Below are 17,227 nucleotides of genomic sequence, written 5' to 3'. Positions count from 1 at the left end.
CGGTCAGTCCCCGTCGGCCAGCACCGCGCGGGTCTCCCGGGCGATCTCCCGCTCCTCGTCGGTGCCGACCACACAGACGCTGACCTGCGCGCCGGCCGGTGAGATCACCCGGTCCCCGGCACCGGCGTTGCGCTCCGGGTCGACGGCGATACCGAGCCGCTCCAGCCCGGCCAGGGCGGCGGCCCGCACCTCGGGGGAGTGCTCGCCGACCCCGGCGGTGAAGGTGACCGCGTCCGCCCCGCCCAGCAGCGCGTGGTACGCCCCGACGTACCCGGTGATCCGCCGGCAGTAGACGTCGAAGGCGAGGGTGGCGGCGGCGTCCCCGTCGGCCCGACGGGACAGCACCTCCCGCATGTCGTTGGCCCCGGTCAGCCCGAGCAGGCCGCTGCGGTGGTTGAGCAGGTCGTCGATCTCGTCGACGGTCAGCCCGCCCTCGCGGCGCAGGTGGAAGATGACCGTCGGGTCGAGATCGCCGCTGCGGGTGCCCATCACCAGCCCCTCCAACGGCGACATCCCCATCGAGGTGGCCACGCTGCGTCCGCCGTCCACGGCGCAGGCGCTCGCCCCGTTGCCCAGGTGCAGGCTGATCGTGCGCAGCCGGTCGTACGGCCGGTCGAGCAGTTCGGCGGTGCGCTGCGACACGTACGCGTGGGAGGTGCCGTGGAAGCCGTACCGCCGGATGTCGTGGCGGCGGGCGGTGTCCAGGTCGATGGCGTACGTGGCGGCGGCCTCGGGCAGGGTGTGGTGGAACGCGGTGTCGAAGACCGCCACCTGCCCGACGTCCGGCAGCAGCTCCCGGGTGACCTCGATGCCGGCCAGGTTGGCCGGGTTGTGCAGCGGGGCCAGCGGCACCAGCTCCCCGATCGCGGCGAAGACCGCGTCGTCGATCCGCACCGGCGCGCTGAACCGCCGCCCACCGTGCACCACCCGGTGCCCCACCGCGCTCAGCCCGGTCAGGTCGAGCCGGCCGAGGATGTCCCGCACGGCGGCGGCGTGGTCGGCCGGTCCGCCGCCCGGCTCGCCGACCCGCTCGACGGTGCCGGAGTCGACCACCGACTCTCCGTCGTAGAGCCGGTACTTCACCGACGACGACCCGCAGTTGAGCACCAGCACCCGGTCGGTCACGAACCCTCCTCCGGCGATCCGGCCGCCTGGATGGCGGTGATCGCCACCGTGTTGACGATGTCGGCGACCTTCGCGCCCCGGGACAGGTCGTTGACCGGTCGACGCAGGCCCTGCATCACCGGCCCGACGGCCACCGCCCCCGCCGACCGCTGCACCGCCTTGTAGGTGTTGTTGCCGGTGTTGAGGTCCGGGAAGATGAACACGGTGGCCCGCCCGGCGACCGTGCTCTGCGGCAGCTTGGTCGCCGCGACCTGCGGGTCGATCGCCGCGTCGTACTGGATCGGCCCCTCGACCAGCAGGTCGGGCCGGCGCTCGCGGACCAGCCTGGTGGCGGCGGCGACCTTCTCCACGTCGGCCCCCGCGCCGGAGTCCCCGGTCGAGTACGACAGCATCGCCACCCTCGGCTCGATGCCGAACCGGGCCGCGGTGTCGGCCGAGGAGATGGCGATGTCGGCGAGTTGGGCGGCGTCCGGGTCGGGGTTGACCGCGCAGTCGCCGTAGACCAGCACCCGGTCGGCGAGCAGCATGAAGAAGACGCTCGACGCCACCGAGACGCCCGGCACGGTCCGGATGATCTCGAAGGCGGGGCGGATGGTGGCGGCCGTGGTGTGGGTGGCCCCGGAGACCATTCCGTCGGCGTGCCCGGTGGCCACCATCATGGTGCCGAAGTAGTTGGGCTGCGCCACGATGTCGTGCGCCACCTCGACGGTGACGCCCCGGTGGGCGCGCAGTTGCGCGTACCGGGTGGCGAACTCGTCCCGCCAGGCGCTGCCGGCCGGGTCGACCACCTCCGCGCCGGTGAGGTCGATGCCCAGCTCGCGGGTGCGGCGGGCCACGTCGTCCGGGCGGCCGAGCAGGGTCAGCTCGGCGACCCCCCGGCGGAGCAGGATCTCGGTCGCCCGCAGGATGCGCTCGTCGGTGCCCTCCGGCAGCACCAGCCGGCGACGGTCGGCGCGGGCCCGGTCGATCAGGTCGTACTCGAACATCAGCGGGGTGACCCGGTCGGAGCGGCTGACCCGCAGCCGGCGGGCCAGGTCGACGGTGTCGACGTGCCCCTCGAACGCGCCGAGCGCGGCCTCCACCTTGCGCGGGTTGGCCGGGCCGGGCCGGCCCTCGATCCGGCTGGACGCCTCGACCGTGTCGTAGCTGTCGCTGGTCACCGAGAGCACGGCGAAGCCGGTGCTGAGCCGTTCGACCAGGCGCATGACCCGGGGGTCGGGCTGCTCGCCGAGGGTGAGCACCACGCCGGCCAGCGAGACCTGCCCGGCGACGTGCGCGGCGCTCGCCGCGACCAGCAGGTCGGCCCGGTCACCAGGGGTGATCACCAGGGCCCCCTCGGTCAGGTGGTCGAGCAGGATCGGCACGTGCGCCGCGCCGACCACGTAGTCGAGCACGTCCCGGCCGAGGGCGGCGTCGTCGCCGGCCAGCAGGGTGGCGTCGAGCGCCGCCGCCACCTCGGCCACCGTCGGCGCCGACACGCTCGGCACCTCCGGGATGGCGTACGCGGGCACCGGCAGCTCCGGCAGGGTCATCGTCCCGGTCACCCGGTTGGCGATCACCGCCAGCACCGTCGCGCCCAGGTCCGCCAGATCGTGGTACGCCCCGCGCGCCGCCGCCGTGATCGCCTCGGGTTGCTGCCCGAAGCCGTCCACCACCGGCACCACCACGCTGCCGAACTCGGTGGCCAGCCGGGCGTTGAAGGCCAGCTCACGGGGGCCGGCCCCGTCCCCGCCGTCGGCGAAGTCGCTGCCCACCACGATCACCGCCGGGCAGCGTCGTTCCACCGCCCGGTAGCGCTCGACGATCCGGGAGATCAGCTCCTCCCGCCGCCCGTCGGCGACCAGGGCCGCCGCCTCGGCGTACGTCGTGCCGGTCAGGTCGGCCTCGGGCAGGTCGATCCGGTAGCGGTCGTGCAGCAGGGCGAGGATCGGGTCGGTGCCGGCGTCGGAGACCAGCGGCCGGAACACGCCGATCCGTTCGACCTGCCGGGAGAGGAGTTCCGCGAGGCCGAGGGCGATGGTCGACTTACCCCCGCCGGACCCCACGCTGGTCAGGTAGACGCTGCGGGCCACGCCCCCACCCTAGGAGATCATGTCGTCCCCCGCCCGGGACCTTCGCCCTGAACCGGTGCCGCCCCACGGTGCCGGCCGGTGTCCGCCAGCGGCCGCCCGACGTCCACCGGTGCGACCCGAGTCTCATTCGTGGGACGCGCTGGGAGCTGAGTGATCCTCGTGCCTAGACTCGCATCCCATGACTGCCGACCGTCTGAGCAGGAAGAATGCGCCATCCGAGAGGTCGAAGCCTGCAGGCGCAATCGGCGGTCGGTCGGCTGCTGGTCCACATCGTACCGAGAGTGTGACGGGGCTCGATGGGCCGACCGTGGTGATCAGCCGCGCCGACGGGCCCACCGCGTCGATCGCCGCCGTGCCCCCACTGACCCCCGTCTTCGTCGACCCCAGCGGCCGACGACACTCCCGGCTGCGCTGGCTGGCGTACACCCTCGGGTTGGTGGGTCTGATCTACGCCGGGTTGGTGGGCGTCAGCTTCGCGGGCGGCATCGCGCCGCACGCGGTGCTGCCCTTCGTCGACGAGGTCGCCCAGCCCGAGCGGTCGCCGTCGCCGTCCTCGTCGCCGTCGCCGTCGCCCGAGGTGACCACCGGCGCTCCCGTCGCCACCGGTGCCGTGCCGCCGACCGTCGCCTCCCGCATGCCGGGGGCGACCGGACCCGTCGTCGTCCCGGGCACCCCGTCCGCGACGCCCTCCACCGCCACCCCCTCGCCGTCTCCGAGCGCCACCCGTTCGCCGAGCCGCAGCCCGGCCACCGCGTCGACGTCACCCCGGCCGACCCGCCCCGTCCCGGAGACCACGACGCCCCACCCGCCGGAGCCGACCGACGAGCCGCCGGCCCTGCCCGACCCGGTGCCCGGCGCGGTCGATGGCTGAGCCGACCCTCCGGGCGGGACGTCGTCGCGTCGTCGGGTCGGCCCGGCGTCGCCGGGCGGTGCCGCCGCCGAGCTGGATCCTGCTGAGCACGGTGCTTGCCCTGCTGGCCGGCGTGCTGCTCGTCGGGGCGTACGCCAACGCGTCCTTCGCCCCGGACCGACGACAGAACACCGACGGGCAGCGTGAGGTGCCCACCTCGGTGGTGACCGGTGGGCCGATCATCAGCGCGAGCAGCGAGACGGTCCGCTCCTACCGGCTGCCACCGCGCACCATCGCGTTGACCTTCGACGACGGCCCCGACCCGGTCTGGACCCGGGAGGTGCTGCGGGTGCTGGGCACCCACCAGGTCAAGGGCACGTTCTTCGTGCTGGGATCGCAGGTCGCCCGGCACCCCGGGGTGGCCCGGGAACTGACCGACGGCGGTCACCAGCTCGGTGTGCACACCTTCACCCACCCCGATCTCGCCGAGCTGCCGACCTGGCGGCAACGCCTGGAGTACGCCCAGACCCAGCTCGCCGTGGCCGGCGCCACCGGCCTGCGGACCTCGCTGGTCCGGTTCCCGTACTCCTCCCACCCGGGCGCGATCGACAACCGGGACTGGCCGGTGGTCACCACCGCCGGTGACCTGGGCTACCTGACGTTCCTCAACGACACCGACAGTCAGGACTGGTCGCTGCCCGGGGCCGACAGGATCATCGAGAACGCCGCCCCGGACGGCGACGCCGGTGCCGTCACCCTCTGGCACGACGCCGGCGGTGACCGGTCGCAGACCGTCGCCGCCCTCGACCGGTTCATCCCGATGATGAAGGAGCGGGGGTACCGGTTCGTCACCGCGACCGAGGGATTGAACCTCGCCTTCGCCGCCGCCGGGGTGGACCACCGGGTGGACGCCGCCGTACCCGCCACCGCCGCCGACCGGTGGCGCGGTCGGATGCTGATCTGGGCGGTGCAGGGGGCCGACACCGTGCTGACCGTGTTCGGTGGGCTCTTCGTGGTCGTCGGCCTGCTCACGGTGGGTCGTACCCTGGTGCTGTTCGTGCTGGCCGGGCGGCACGCCCGCCGCCGACGGGCCAAGGGGTGGAGCTGGGGGCCACCGGTCACCGCGCCGGTGTCGGTGATCGTCCCGGCGTACAACGAGAAGGAGGGGATCGCCGCGGCGGTCCGGTCCCTGGCCGGTGGCGACCACCCCGGCGGGATCGAGGTGGTGGTCGTCGACGACGGCTCCACCGACGGCACCGCGGACATCGTCGACGCGCTCGGCCTGCCCAACGTCCGGGTCGTCCGCAAGCCCAACGGCGGTAAGCCCAGCGCCCTGAACACCGGCCTGGCGCTGGCCCGGCACGACCTGATCGTGATGGTCGACGGGGACACCGTGTTCGAGCCCGACGCGGTCCGCCGGCTGGTGCAACCCTTCGCCGATCCCCAGGTGGGCGCGGTGGCCGGCAACGTCAAGGTCGGCAACCGGCGCAGCCTGATCGCCAAGTGGCAGCACATCGAGTACGTCATCGGGTTCAACCTGGACCGGCGGCTCTACGAGACCCTGCGCTGCATGTCCACGGTGCCGGGCGCGATCGGCGGGTTCCGGCGGGAAGCGCTGCGTTATGCCGGGGGGATGACCGACGACACCCTGGCCGAGGACACCGACATCACCATCGCCCTGGGCCGGGCCGGCTGGAAGGTGGTCTACGAGGAGACCGCCCGCGCCTGGACGGAGGCACCGGCGACCATCGGCCAACTCTGGAAGCAGCGCTACCGGTGGAGCTACGGCACCATGCAGGCGATGTGGAAGCACCGTCGCTCGGTGTGGGACCGGGGGGCGTCGGGTCGGTTCACCCGCCGGTGCCTGTTCTTCCTCAGCCTCTTCGGGGTGCTGCTGCCGCTGCTCGCGCCGGTGATCGACCTGTTGGCCCTGTACGGCCTGTTCTTCCTCGACCGCAAGGCCACGGCGGTGGCCTGGCTGGTGATGCTCGGGGTGCAGACCGCCACCGCCGTGGTGGCGTTCCGGCTGGACCGGGAGAAGCTGGGGGTGCTGTGGGTGCTGCCCCTCCAACAGTTCGTCTACCGGCAGCTGATGTACCTGGTGATGGTCCAGGCGGTGGTCACCGCGGTGACCGGCGGCCGGCTGGGTTGGCAGAAGCTGCGCCGCACCGGCCTGGAGCCCGCCGTCCGCAACGGCGGCTGACCACCACCGGGGTCAGTCCTCGTCGAGGTCGTCGAGGCGGGCCAGCCAGGTGGCGAAGCGTTCGATCGGCGTCTCGAACTCGGGATTGAGGTCGACGAAGTCGCGCAGCCGCTCCCCGAGCCACTCCAGGGTCACCTGCTCGTCGCCCCGCCGCTGCACCAGCTCCTCGATGCCACGATCGGTGAAGTACACCGGGCTCCTCGTTCCTTGCTGACGGGCCCGGCCCGCCCCCTGACAGGGGCGGGCCGGATGGGTCGGGATGGTCGGGTCAGGGGCGGGGGAGAGCGGCGTCGATCAGTCCGGTCTGCTCCACCTCGTGCATCTTGGCCGAGCCGACCGCCGGTGCGGCGGCGGCGGGGCGGGAGATGCGGCGCAGCCGGACGTCGGCCAGGTGCTCCAGCAGGTTGAGCGCGACGAAGCTCCACGCCCCCTGGTTGGCCGGCTCCTCCTGCACCCAGGCGAAGTCCTCCGCGTTCGGGTACGCCGCGAGCGCGTCGCGGATCTCCTGGACCGGCAGCGGGTAGAGCTGCTCGATCCGGATGATCGCGGTGTCGGTGACGCCCCGCTCGGCGCGGGCGGAGAACAGGTCGTAGTAGACCTTGCCCGAGCAGAGCAGCACCCGCTTGACCTGCTCCGGCGCGGGCGCGGCGGTGTCGGCCAGCACCGGGGCGAAGGTGCCGGTGGTGAAGTCCTCCACCGGGCTGACGCAGAGCTTGTGCCGCAGCAGCGACTTGGGCGTGAACACCACCAGCGGCTTGCGCTTGGGCGACAGCGCCTGCCGACGCAGCAGGTGGAAGTAGTTCGCCGGGGTGGTCGGGATGGCCACCCGCATGTTGTCCTCGGCGCACATCTGGAGGAACCGCTCCGGACGCCCGGAGGTGTGGTCCGGGCCCTGCCCCTCGTGGCCGTGCGGCAGCAGCAGGGTGACCGCGGAGCGCTGGCCCCACTTCACCTCGCCGGAGGAGATGAACTCGTCGATCACCGACTGGGCGCCGTTGACGAAGTCACCGAACTGCGCCTCCCAGGCGACCAGCGCGTTGACGTTCTCCACCGAGTAGCCGTACTCGAAGCCCATCGCGGCGTACTCGCTCAGCAGGGAGTCGTGCACGAAGAACCGGGACCGCTCGCCGTCGGCGGTGAGCGTCTTGAGCGGCAGGTAGTCGTCGCCGGTCTTCGCGTCGACGATCGAGGCGTGCCGCTGGACGAAGGTGCCCCGACGGGAGTCCTGCCCGGCGAGCCGGACGGTGACCCCGTCGTGCAGCAGCGAGCCGAACGCGATGATCTCGCCGTACCCCCAGTCGATGTTGCCCTCGGCGGACATCCGGGCCCGCCGGTCGAGCAACTGCTGGATGCGCTTGTGCGGGGTGAAGCCCTCCGGCAGGTTGACGTGCGCCTCGCCGATGGCCTTGACCACGGCGGCATCGGTGGCGGTCGCCACCTGCGGCTCCTGCTCGTCCTCCCGGCGCGGCCGACCGGCCTGGCGGGGGGTGGTGGCGGCGTCGCGGGTGGCCTTGAAGACCCGCTCCAGCTGCGACTGGTAGTCGCGCAGCAGCTCCTCGGCGTCCTCGACGGTGATGTCGCCCCGGCCGATCAGCTCCTCGGTGTAGAGCTTGCGGACCGAGCGCTTCGAGTCGATGATCTTGTACATCTGCGGGTTGGACATCGACGGGTCGTCGCCCTCGTTGTGTCCACGCCGGCGGTAGCAGACCATGTCGATCACGACGTCCTTGTTGAACGCCTGCCGGTACTCGAAGGCCAGCCGGGCGACCCGGACCACCGTCTCCGGGTCGTCGCCGTTGACGTGGAAGATCGGCGCCTGGATCATCCGGGCCACGTCGGTGCTGTAGAGGCTGGACCGGCTGTACTCCGGGGCGGTGGTGAAACCGACCTGGTTGTTGACCACCACGTGCACGGTGCCGCCGGTGCGGTAACCGCGCAGCTGGGACAGGTTGAGCGTCTCGGCGACCACGCCCTGCCCGGCGAAGGCGGCGTCACCGTGCACCGCCAGCGGCAGCACGGTGTAGCCCTCCAGCTTGAGGTCGATCCGGTCCTGCTTGGCCCGGACGATGCCCTCCAGCACCGGGTCCACCGCCTCCAGGTGCGACGGGTTCGCCACCAGGGAGACCTTGACCGAGTGGTCGCCGCCCGGGGTGGTGAACTTGCCGTTCTGCCCCAGGTGGTACTTCACGTCGCCGGAGCCCTGGGTGGAGCGCGGGTCCAGGTGACCCTCGAACTCCGAGAAGATCTTCTCGTACGGCTTGCCGACGATGTTGGCGAGCACGTTGAGCCGGCCCCGGTGGGCCATGCCGATCACGACCTCGTCCAGCCCGTCCTCGGCGGACGCCTCCAGCACCTCGCCGAGCAGGGGGATCAGCGACTCGCCGCCCTCCAGCGAGAACCGCTTCTGGCCGACGTACTTGGTCTGCAGGAAGGTCTCGAACGCCTCGGCGGCGTTGAGCCGGTTGAGCACGTGCTTCTGCTCGTCGGCGGCCGGCTTCTCGTAGCGCCGCTCGATCCGCTCCTGGATCCAGCGCCGCTCCTCCGGGTCCTGGATGTGCATGTACTCGATGCCGAGCCGACGGCAGTACGAGTCGCGCAGCACCCCGAGGATCTCGCGCAGCTTCATCCGCTGCTTGCCGGCGAAGCCGTTGACCGGGAAGGTCCGGTCCAGGTCCCACAGGGTCAGCCCGTGCTGGAGGACGTCCAGGTCGGGGTGCTTGCGGATGGTGAATTCCAGCGGGTCGGTGTCGGCCATCAGGTGGCCCCGCACCCGGTAGGCGTGGATCAGCTCGTGCACCCGCGCGGTCTTGTTGATCTGGCCTTCGGAGTCGACGGCCACGTCCCGCATCCAGCGCACCGGCTCGTACGGGATGCGCAGCGAGGTGAAGACCTCGTCGTAGAAGCCGTGCTCGCCGAGCAGCAGCTCGTGCATCACCTTGAGGAACTCGCCGGACTGCGCGCCCTGGATGATCCGGTGGTCGTACGTGCTGGTCAGCGTGATGATCTTACTGACCGCCAGCTCGGCCAGGGTCGCCTCGCTCATCCCCTGGTACGGCGCCGGGTACTCCATCGCGCCGACCCCGATGATCGCGCTCTGCCCCTGCATCAGCCGGGGGATCGAGTGGACCGTGCCGATGCCGCCCGGGTTGGTCAGCGAAATGGTCGTACCGCCGTGGTCCTCCATGGTCAGCTCGTTGCGGCGGGCCCGCCGGACCACGTCCTCGTACGCCTGCCAGAACTGCCGGAAGTCCATCTGCTCGCAGCCCTTGATGGACGGCACCACCAGGTTGCGGGAGCCGTCGGGCTTGGTCAGGTCGATGGCGATGCCCAGGTTGACGTGCTCCGGGCGGACCATCGCCGGCTTGCCGTCGACCTCGGCGAAGGAGTTGTTCAGCTCCGGGTGCTCGACCACGGCGCGGACCAGCGCGTACCCGATCAGGTGGGTGAAGCTGACCTTGCCACCACGCCCCCGGGCGAGGTGGTTGTTGATCACGATGCGGTTGTCCACCAGCAGCTTGGCCGGCACCGCGCGCACGCTGGTGGCGGTCGGCACGGACAGCGAGGCGTCCATGTTCTGCACGATCCGGGCGGCCACCCCGCGCAGCGGCGTGGTGCCCGCGCCGCTGGCCGTCGGCGCCTTCGCCGCCGGCTTGGCCGGGGCGGCCTTGTCGGTCGCCGCCGGCTTGGCGGTCGACTTGGTGGCGGGCTTCGCAGCGGTGGCCGGCTTCGCGGTGGCGGTCGGCTTGGCGTCGGCCGTCGGGGCCTTCGCGGGCGTCGGCGTCTTCGCGGCCGGGGCGGCCTTCGCGGCGGTGGCCGGCTCCCGGGGCGCGGCCGGTTCCGGTGTCGCGGCCTTGCCGTCGGCCGGGCGCGGGGTCGCGGCACCCGGGGCGGGTCGATAGTCGGTGAAGAAGTCGTGCCAGGCCGAGTCGACGCTTGATGGGTCGGCGAGGTAGCGCTGGTACATCTCCTCGACGATCCACTCGTTCGGGCCGAAACCCGCCAGTGGGTTCTCCTGCGAAGTCTGCTGGGTCGACACGGCCGGTAATCGCCTCTTTCACGCGGGTTTGTGTGTCACGCGGTGTCCGCCGTCGTTCGGAAGTGTGGAGGGACGGGAGACGGCTTCCAGGCTACGCCGTGAGAATACGATAGGCATTTCCACCTCGGATGGGTGGCCTGTTTCACAAACCATGCAGTTAGTCAATCAGCTCTTCGTGTTCCGTCGGCTCCGGAGCGGAGCGGTCGGGGCGACGGCACCCCTCCGAGAGCCGGAACGGCCCGGCGCGACAGTCGTCACGCCGGGCCGGGCCCGCCGGAGAGCGGTCGGTCAGGAGATGTCCCGCCGCCGCATGGTGAGCGTGCCGATCGCGCCGGCGACCACCGCGTACCCGATCAGGACCACCGCGCCCGCCCAGCGGGGCGGGTTGCCCGGGATCTCGGCCCCGCTGACCATCAGCGACGACGCCAGCGACGGCACCAGCACCTGCAGGTCGTTGATCCAGTCGCCCCACCGGGCGGCCAGGATGCTGATCGCGATGGCCGCGCCGACCGCGCCGCCCAGGTAGAGCAGGATGCCGGTGACCGTGGCGCCGATCTGGCTGCGGATCAGCACCCCGATCCCGACCCCGAGCACCGACCAGAGCAGGTACGCCAGGCCGTTGAGCGCGGTGGCCCGCCAGACCGCGCCGCTGCCGAGCTGGGAGCCCAGGTCGACGCTGCTCATCACCAGTGCCCCGAGGATCAGGTTGAACACGGTGGTGACCAGCCAGAACAGCACGGCCAGAATGGCCGCGGCGGCCAGCTTGGCCAGCATCACCGCCGTCCGGTGCGGCACGGTGAGGAAGGTGGTGGTGACCGTCTGGTGGAAGAACTCGCTGGTCACCACGATGATGCCGAGCAGCATCACGATCATCAGCCCGAAGAACTGCCCGTTGGTGTAGACGTTGGCGGCCAGGCTGTCCACCGACTGCACGGCCTGGATCTGGTCGGCCTGGTCGGCCGGCACGTCGCCGAAGTTGTTGTTGGCCAGCGCGTCGGTCTGCAACCAGTTGATCAGGGCGGTGAGCGCCCACAACGGCAGGGTGATCAGCCCGAAGATCCACCAGGTGCTGGTGGTACGGATCTTCAACAGCTCGGATCGGACCAGGTTCATCGGATGCCCGCCTTCCCGGCCGTCAGCTCCAGGAAGACCCGTTCCAGGTCGGGTCGTTCCGGGGTCAGTTCGTGCAGCTCGACCTTTGCCGCCAGCGCGACCCGGCCGATCGCCGGCGCGTCCACCCCGCTGACCAGCAGCACGCCGTGCTCGTCGGTCTCCACCGTCGCGGACTGCTCGCGCAGCGCCACGGTCAACTCCTCGGCCTGCGGGGTGCGCACCCGCACCCGGCCGCCCTGCGACATCGAGCCGAGCACCTGCTCGACCGGACCCTGCCGGATCAACTTGCCGGCTGCGATGATCACCACGTCGTCGGCGAGCAGCTGCATCTCGGACAGCAGGTGGCTGGAGACCAGCACGGTGCGCCCCTCGTGGGCCAGGCCCTTGAGGAAGCCACGCATCCAGCGGATGCCCTCCGGGTCGAGACCGTTAGCCGGCTCGTCGAGGATCAGCACCCGGGGGTCACCCAGCATCGCGGCGGCGATACCGAGCCGCTGCTTCATGCCCAGCGAGTAACCCTTGAACTTGCGCTTCGCCGCCGGGGTGAGCCCGACCAGGGCCAACGCCTCGTCGGCGCGGCTCTTCGGCAGGCCGGCCGCCGCACAGATCACCCGCAGGTGGTTGATGCCGGTGCGGCCCTTGTGCGCGCTGGAAGCCTCCAGCACCGCGCCCACGTGCCGCAGCGGGTCGGTCAGGTCGGCGTACCGCTGGCCGCCGATGGTCGCCGTGCCACCGGTCGGGGTGACCAGGTTCAGCAGCATCCGCAGGGTGGTCGTCTTACCCGCGCCGTTCGGGCCGAGGAAGCCGGTCACCCGACCCGCCTCGACCGTGAAGGACAGGTTGTCGACCGCCCGTACGTTCTTGTACTGCTTGGTCAGTCCGGACACGACGATCTGGCCGGTGCTGGGGCTCCACTGCCCGTCGGACATCGTTCTCCTCCCGTGCGGCGGCGCGTCGCGCGCCGCATTCTGCGGCGCCGTTGCGGAATGCGCCGCTGACCAGCCTGGCAAGCCTGGTCAAGATATGCCATCAGCCCGGGTCGGTAAGTCGTACTCCGTCTCAGGCAGGAGGCGGTCGTCCTCAGGGACGAGACTCGGGCGGCAACGCCACCCAGGTGGCGCGGGCCCGGCCGAGCAGTCCACCGGCGCTGCCGTAGAAACTGGTGTGCACCACCGCCAGACGCCCCTCCGCGGTGATCACCCTACCGGTGACCACGCACTCCTCACCCGGCTCGGGCAGCGCGTCGAGCGCCACGGCGATCCGGCCCAGCACGTACGGCCGGCCGGGAGCGATCACCGCCCAACCCCCGGGGCAGTCCAGCGCCGCCCAGGCGGTCGGCGCGGTCACCCGCTGCGGTGCCCGCCACGACGCGGCGGTCCGGCCGTCGGGCAGCCGGCCGGGAAAGATCCGCAGCCCGTCCGGGTGGTCCGGGCCGCAGACGTAACAGCCGGGAAAGGGGTGGTCCACCAGACCCGGGTAGCCGGCCGAGGCGGCACGCGCGGTCGCCGGGTCGACCGGGGGGACCGGGGCGGGCAGGTCGCCGGCCGGGCGTACCTCGGCGACCAGGTGCCCGTCGGGGTCGTACACGTCGCCGGCGGTGAGGGTGAGCGGGGTGTCCAGCGGCGGCGGGCGGCGCAGCGTCACCTCGACCGGCCGGTCCACGCCGTACGCCCCGGCGAAGACCCCGGCGCTCCAGCCGCCGTTGCCCGAGCCGGGCGGGCCGTTGTACCGGGATTCGATGATCATCGCCGCTCCGCCGCTTCGTCCGTCCGGCCCGGGTGGCCGGGTGCCCGCAGGCAGCCTCGCACGCCCCGCCCGCCCCACGAAACGCGGTGGCGGCCCACCCGTACCCCGCGGCCCGGTGGCCCCTGCCGGCCCGGCGGTCGCGTCCGTCCCGCAGGTCACGGTGGGGGACCGCCCGCCGACCGGCGTTCACCGGATCGACACCCGTCTCCGGGGGGCCGGCAACCCGGGCCCCCTACACAGGTCCCATGGCTGTTCTGCATGCCGCTGGCGCATCCCTGACGACCAGTGGATACACCCTGCTGATCGCCGACGACCCGACCCAGGTCGCGGCAGCGCAACGCCTGCGCCACGAGGTGTTCGCCACCGAACTCGGCGCGACCCTGCGTCCCGGCGTCGCCGGACTGGACGCCGACGACCTCGACGTCCACTGCGACCACCTGATCGTCCGCGAGGAGCGGACCGGCGAGGTGGTCGGCACCTACCGGCTGCTGCCACCGGGCCGCACCGACCGCCGGTACGCCGCCGGCGAGTTCGACCTGACCGCGCTGGACCCCCTGCGTGACCTGCTGGTCGAGACCGGCCGCTCCTGCGTCCACCCGGACCACCGCTCCGGCGCGGTGATCAATCTGATGTGGGCGGGGCTGACCCGCTACCTGCACCTGCGCGGCTCCAACTGGCTGGGCGGCTGCGCCTCCGTACCGGTCGACGACGGCGGTCGGGCCGCCGCCGAGGCGTGGGCGCTGAGCCGGGCCGGTCACCTGGCGCCCCCGCGGCTGCGGGTCCGCCCGTTGCGGCCCTGGTTCGCCGAGCCGGGTGCGGTGACGCCGGAGGTCGCCACCGGTGGCCCGGCCGGGCGGGCGGTGGTCCCGCCACTGCTGCGCGGCTACCTGCGGCTCGGCGCGTGGATCGCCGGTGAGCCGGCCTACGATCCGGAGTTCCGCTGCGCCGACTTCTACGTCCTCTTCTCGCTGGACCGGATGAACCCGCGCTACCTGCGGCACTTCCTGGGCGGGGTGGCACAGTGAGCGCCGAGTTGTGGCGGCCGACCGCCGGCTGTGGCCCGGACTGCCTGCCGGGAGCGCGGCGGGCGGAGGTGTCCCTCGGCCGGCGGGCGGCCCGGCTGCTGGGCCTGCTCGGCATGATGCTGGTCGGGGCCGGTCTGGTCGTACTGCTGCCGGTGTTGCCGGCGGCGGAGCGGGCGGCGGTGGTCCGGGGCTGGGCCCGGGGGACCGCCGGGGCGCTCGGGGTGCGGCTGGCGGTCCGCGGGCGGCCGCCCCGACGGCGGGCGTTGCTGGTCGCCAACCACGTCTCCTGGCTGGACGTCCTCGCGGTGCTGGCGGTCGCGCCGGCCCGACTGCTGGCCAAGCGGGAGGTGCGGAACTGGCCGGTGCTCGGGCTGCTGGCCCGCGCCGGGGGTGCGCTGTTCGTGGACCGGTCGCGACCCCGGGACCTGCCCCGCACGGTGGGCCGGCTCGCGACCACCCTGCGGGCCGGTCACCCGGTCGCGGTCTTCCCCGAGGGTACGACCTGGTGCGGCGTCGCCCCCTCGGCCGGTTGCCGGCCGCGCCGGGGATTCCGGCCGGCGGCCTTCCAGGCGGCGATCGACGCCGGGGCGCCGGTGGTGCCGCTCCGGATCAGCTACCGCTCTGCTGCCACCGGGGCGACGACCACCACCGCTGCCTTCCTCGGCGACGAGACCCTGTGGCGCTCGGTGTGCCGGGTGCTGGCCGCCCGGGACCTGGTGGTGGACGTCGTGGTGACCGCCGCCCTGCACCCGGCGCCCGGCGCGGACCGCCGGCTGCTGGCCCGGGCCGCCGAGTCGGCCGTGCACCTGCTCCCGCCCCGCCCGGTCGCCGGCCGTCCCACCCTGGCCGCCGTGCCCGTGGTGGCCCCGCCCGGGTCCGCGTCCGCGCCGGCCGTCGGGACGGGCCTCGGCCTGGCCGCCTGACCCGTCTCACCCGAGGGCCGCTTCGACGGCAGGATCGACTCGGGTGGGCCGTTGTTGCGGTGTCCTGGCGGCCGGGTTACCGCAACATCGACCCAGGTGAGTGGATCACGTCATCGAGGCGGCGATCTGGTGGTGGTGGTGTGCCCGTGGGCGGGACGGCAGGTCCGCCCGTTGTCGGGCGTGGGCAGGGCGGCCCGTTCTGGGGTGGGTGGTATGACGCTGCGGCATGAATATGACGGACAGGAATACTCGTCCGCCGGAGTGGGGGACGCCTCGGCTGACTGTGGGTCAGGTCGCCCGGCAGATACACCAGAGGACCGCTCGGCATCGCGCCGAGGGGTCCGCTGAGCGTTGGTCGGTCAGGACCGCCTGGCGAACTCCACCCGGACCACCCGCCGACCGGGATGACCGAACCCCCGGCCGGCGTGGTCGCCAGCCTGATCCACTCAGTGGGGCCGATGTTGCGCTATCCCGGGTGACCGGCTACCGCAAGATCGGCCCAAGTGAGTGGATCAAGGTGGGGCGTGGCGTCGGGCGAGTGGATCACGACGCCGGCGCGCGGGACGGTTCCGCGACACGCGACAGTCTTGTTCTATCGCGATGTATCGCGTTACGCTTCCTCCGTGAAGTGGCACGGCTGCCGGCCGTGACCCACCGGAGGGAGACGTCATGACCACCTGGACGGTCGACAGGCCACAGCAACTCACCATCGAGGAGCCGGTCACCCGGCTCGACGTCCGGCTGATCACCGGACGGCTCAACGTGGTCGGCACCGACGGACCGGTCCGGGTCGACGTCACCCGGATCAGCAGCCGGCCGGTCATCGTCGAACACCACGACGGCGTGCTCCGGGTCGGGCACGAGCGCCAACCGCGCTGGCCCGGGGTCCTGTGGTGGCTCGGGCAGCTCGGTCGCCGGTTCCGCGCCGAGGTGTCCATTGCCGTCCCGGCCGACGTCCTGGCCAACCTGCACCTGGTCAGCGGGTCGCTGGTCGCCTCCGGGCTGGTCAACGACACCACCGTGAACGTCACCTCCGGGCAGGTCACCCTGATGGGCCTGGCCGGGCGCACCAACGCGCGGATCGTCTCCGGTCCGGTCGAGGCGCTCGGGGTCGCCGGTGAACTCACCCTGGACACGGTCTCCGGCGAGGTGACCCTCGCCGACAGCGCGGCCGGCCGGGTGCACGCCAACACCGTCTCCGGGGCGATCACCTGCGACCTGGACAACCCCCGGCGCAGCGAGATCCGACTCACCACCATCTCCGGGCCGATCACCGTCCGGGTCCGCGAGGACAGCGACCTCTCCGTCCACCTGCACACCACCTCCGGCCGGATCACCAGCGGATTCCCCCAGGTCGGCAGCGGCGGCGTCGGATTCGGGCCGGTGAAGGACAGTCACGGGGTGCTCGGCGCGGGCGAGGGTAAGCTCTGGGCGTCCGCGACCTCCGGCAGCATCGCGCTGCTCGCCCGGCCGGTGGACGCCGACCAGGAGGAGCAGCCGTGACCGCCGTGTTCAGTCACGGGCGGCTGCGGCTCTATCTGCTCCGGCTGCTCGACGACGGGCCCAAGCACGGCTACGAGCTGATCCGACTGCTGGAGGAGCGTTTCCTCGGCCTGTACGCGCCCAGCGCCGGCACCATCTATCCCCGGCTGCAACGGCTGGAGGCCGACGGCCTGGTCACCCACACCGCCGCCGGTGGCCGCAAGGTCTACGAGATCACCGAGGCCGGCCGGGCCGAGCTGCGCCAGCGCGCCGACGAGGTGACCACCCTGGAATCCGACATCACCGCCTCGGTGGAGGATCTGTCCGCGCTGGCCGGCGAGATCCAGACCGAGGTACGCGGCTCGGTGCGCGACCTCAAGCGCGAACTGCGCGAGGCCACCCGGCAGACCCGGCAGACCCGCTGGGACCGGCCGGCACCCGCCCCGACGCCCCGCCCGGCGGCCCCCGCTCCGGGCGGGTCCCCCCTGCTGGCCGAGTTCGACCAGCGGCTGGCCGAGTTCACCGTCGAGGTCGGCGCGTTGGTCCGGGCCGGGCGGCTCAGCGACGTTCAGCTGCGTACCGCGATCCGGGTCCTCGACGGTGCGCTGGACGGGCTGCGCCGGCTGCTGCGCTGACAGCCGGACCCGGCTTC

Annotated in this window: 13 protein-coding genes; 6 read left to right on the top strand and 7 right to left on the bottom strand. The window is 72.5% G+C overall.

What is annotated here, in order from left to right; all coding sequences use genetic code 11:
- Nucleotides 1-3: 3 nt before the first annotated feature.
- The gene (locus ACQP1S_RS26415) at nt 4-1,125 is read right to left on the bottom strand and encodes an acetate/propionate family kinase (protein WP_432900292.1); all 1,122 of its coding nucleotides are present in this window, start codon (nt 1,123-1,125) and stop codon (nt 4-6) included.
- Entirely contained in the window at nt 1,122-3,197 is a 2,076-nt protein-coding gene (gene pta, locus ACQP1S_RS26410; RefSeq protein ID WP_432900290.1) for a phosphate acetyltransferase, read from the bottom strand. The genes ACQP1S_RS26415 and pta overlap by 4 nt, the downstream gene beginning before the upstream one ends.
- Before the next feature lie 283 nt (nt 3,198-3,480).
- On the opposite strand from pta, the gene ACQP1S_RS26405 reads away from it, so the two are divergent.
- Both ACQP1S_RS26405 and ACQP1S_RS26400 read left to right on the top strand, forming a co-directional pair.
- Nucleotides 3,481-4,068 carry a hypothetical protein gene (locus ACQP1S_RS26405; protein WP_432900289.1) on the top strand — a complete coding sequence of 196 codons (588 nt, stop codon included), beginning with the start codon at nt 3,481-3,483 and terminating at the stop codon, nt 4,066-4,068.
- Nucleotides 4,061-6,250 carry a bifunctional polysaccharide deacetylase/glycosyltransferase family 2 protein gene (locus ACQP1S_RS26400; RefSeq protein ID WP_432900287.1) on the top strand — a complete coding sequence of 730 codons (2,190 nt, stop codon included), beginning with the start codon at nt 4,061-4,063 and terminating at the stop codon, nt 6,248-6,250. The genes ACQP1S_RS26405 and ACQP1S_RS26400 overlap by 8 nt, the downstream gene beginning before the upstream one ends.
- Before the next feature lie 12 nt (nt 6,251-6,262).
- Here ACQP1S_RS26400 and ACQP1S_RS26395 read toward each other — a convergent pair whose 3' ends face one another.
- The 5 genes from ACQP1S_RS26395 to ACQP1S_RS26375 form a co-directional block, all read right to left on the bottom strand.
- Complete coding sequence (locus ACQP1S_RS26395; protein ID WP_091241170.1) at nt 6,263-6,442, bottom strand: DUF6104 family protein; 180 nt, start codon at nt 6,440-6,442, stop codon at nt 6,263-6,265.
- Nucleotides 6,443-6,518: 76 nt separating this feature from the next.
- Nucleotides 6,519-10,286, bottom strand: a complete 3,768-nt coding sequence (locus ACQP1S_RS26390; protein WP_432900285.1) for a multifunctional oxoglutarate decarboxylase/oxoglutarate dehydrogenase thiamine pyrophosphate-binding subunit/dihydrolipoyllysine-residue succinyltransferase subunit — start codon at nt 10,284-10,286, stop codon at nt 6,519-6,521.
- 288 nt (nt 10,287-10,574) lie between these two features.
- Nucleotides 10,575-11,399 carry an ABC transporter permease gene (locus ACQP1S_RS26385; RefSeq protein ID WP_091241163.1) on the bottom strand — a complete coding sequence of 275 codons (825 nt, stop codon included), beginning with the start codon at nt 11,397-11,399 and terminating at the stop codon, nt 10,575-10,577.
- Complete coding sequence (locus tag ACQP1S_RS26380; protein WP_091241159.1) at nt 11,396-12,328, bottom strand: ABC transporter ATP-binding protein; 933 nt, start codon at nt 12,326-12,328, stop codon at nt 11,396-11,398. The genes ACQP1S_RS26385 and ACQP1S_RS26380 overlap by 4 nt, the downstream gene beginning before the upstream one ends.
- A 151-nt stretch (nt 12,329-12,479) precedes the next feature.
- Nucleotides 12,480-13,145, bottom strand: coding sequence for a hypothetical protein (locus ACQP1S_RS26375; protein ID WP_432900282.1), 666 nt, complete (start codon nt 13,143-13,145; stop codon nt 12,480-12,482).
- A gap of 245 nt (nt 13,146-13,390) precedes the next feature.
- Here ACQP1S_RS26375 and ACQP1S_RS26370 point away from each other — a divergent pair, with 245 nt between their 5' ends.
- The 4 genes from ACQP1S_RS26370 to ACQP1S_RS26355 all read left to right on the top strand — a co-directional run bounded on the left by ACQP1S_RS26370 (nt 13,391) and on the right by ACQP1S_RS26355 (nt 17,210).
- The gene (locus ACQP1S_RS26370; protein ID WP_432900280.1) at nt 13,391-14,170 is read left to right on the top strand and encodes a GNAT family N-acetyltransferase; all 780 of its coding nucleotides are present in this window, start codon (nt 13,391-13,393) and stop codon (nt 14,168-14,170) included.
- The gene (locus tag ACQP1S_RS26365) at nt 14,167-15,093 is read left to right on the top strand and encodes a lysophospholipid acyltransferase family protein (protein ID WP_432900278.1); all 927 of its coding nucleotides are present in this window, start codon (nt 14,167-14,169) and stop codon (nt 15,091-15,093) included. Before ACQP1S_RS26370 ends, ACQP1S_RS26365 begins: the two co-directional genes overlap by 4 nt.
- 669 nt (nt 15,094-15,762) lie before the next feature.
- Nucleotides 15,763-16,596, top strand: coding sequence for a DUF4097 family beta strand repeat-containing protein (locus tag ACQP1S_RS26360; RefSeq protein ID WP_432900276.1), 834 nt, complete (start codon nt 15,763-15,765; stop codon nt 16,594-16,596).
- Nucleotides 16,593-17,210 carry a PadR family transcriptional regulator gene (locus ACQP1S_RS26355; protein ID WP_091241140.1) on the top strand — a complete coding sequence of 206 codons (618 nt, stop codon included), beginning with the start codon at nt 16,593-16,595 and terminating at the stop codon, nt 17,208-17,210. The genes ACQP1S_RS26360 and ACQP1S_RS26355 overlap by 4 nt, the downstream gene beginning before the upstream one ends.
- The last annotated feature ends 17 nt before the right edge of the window (nt 17,211-17,227 follow it).

The organism is Micromonospora matsumotoense, assembly GCF_050951065.1.
GTDB classification, from domain to species: domain Bacteria; phylum Actinomycetota; class Actinomycetes; order Mycobacteriales; family Micromonosporaceae; genus Micromonospora; species Micromonospora matsumotoensis.
This window is presented reverse-complemented; position numbering and strand designations above follow the sequence as displayed.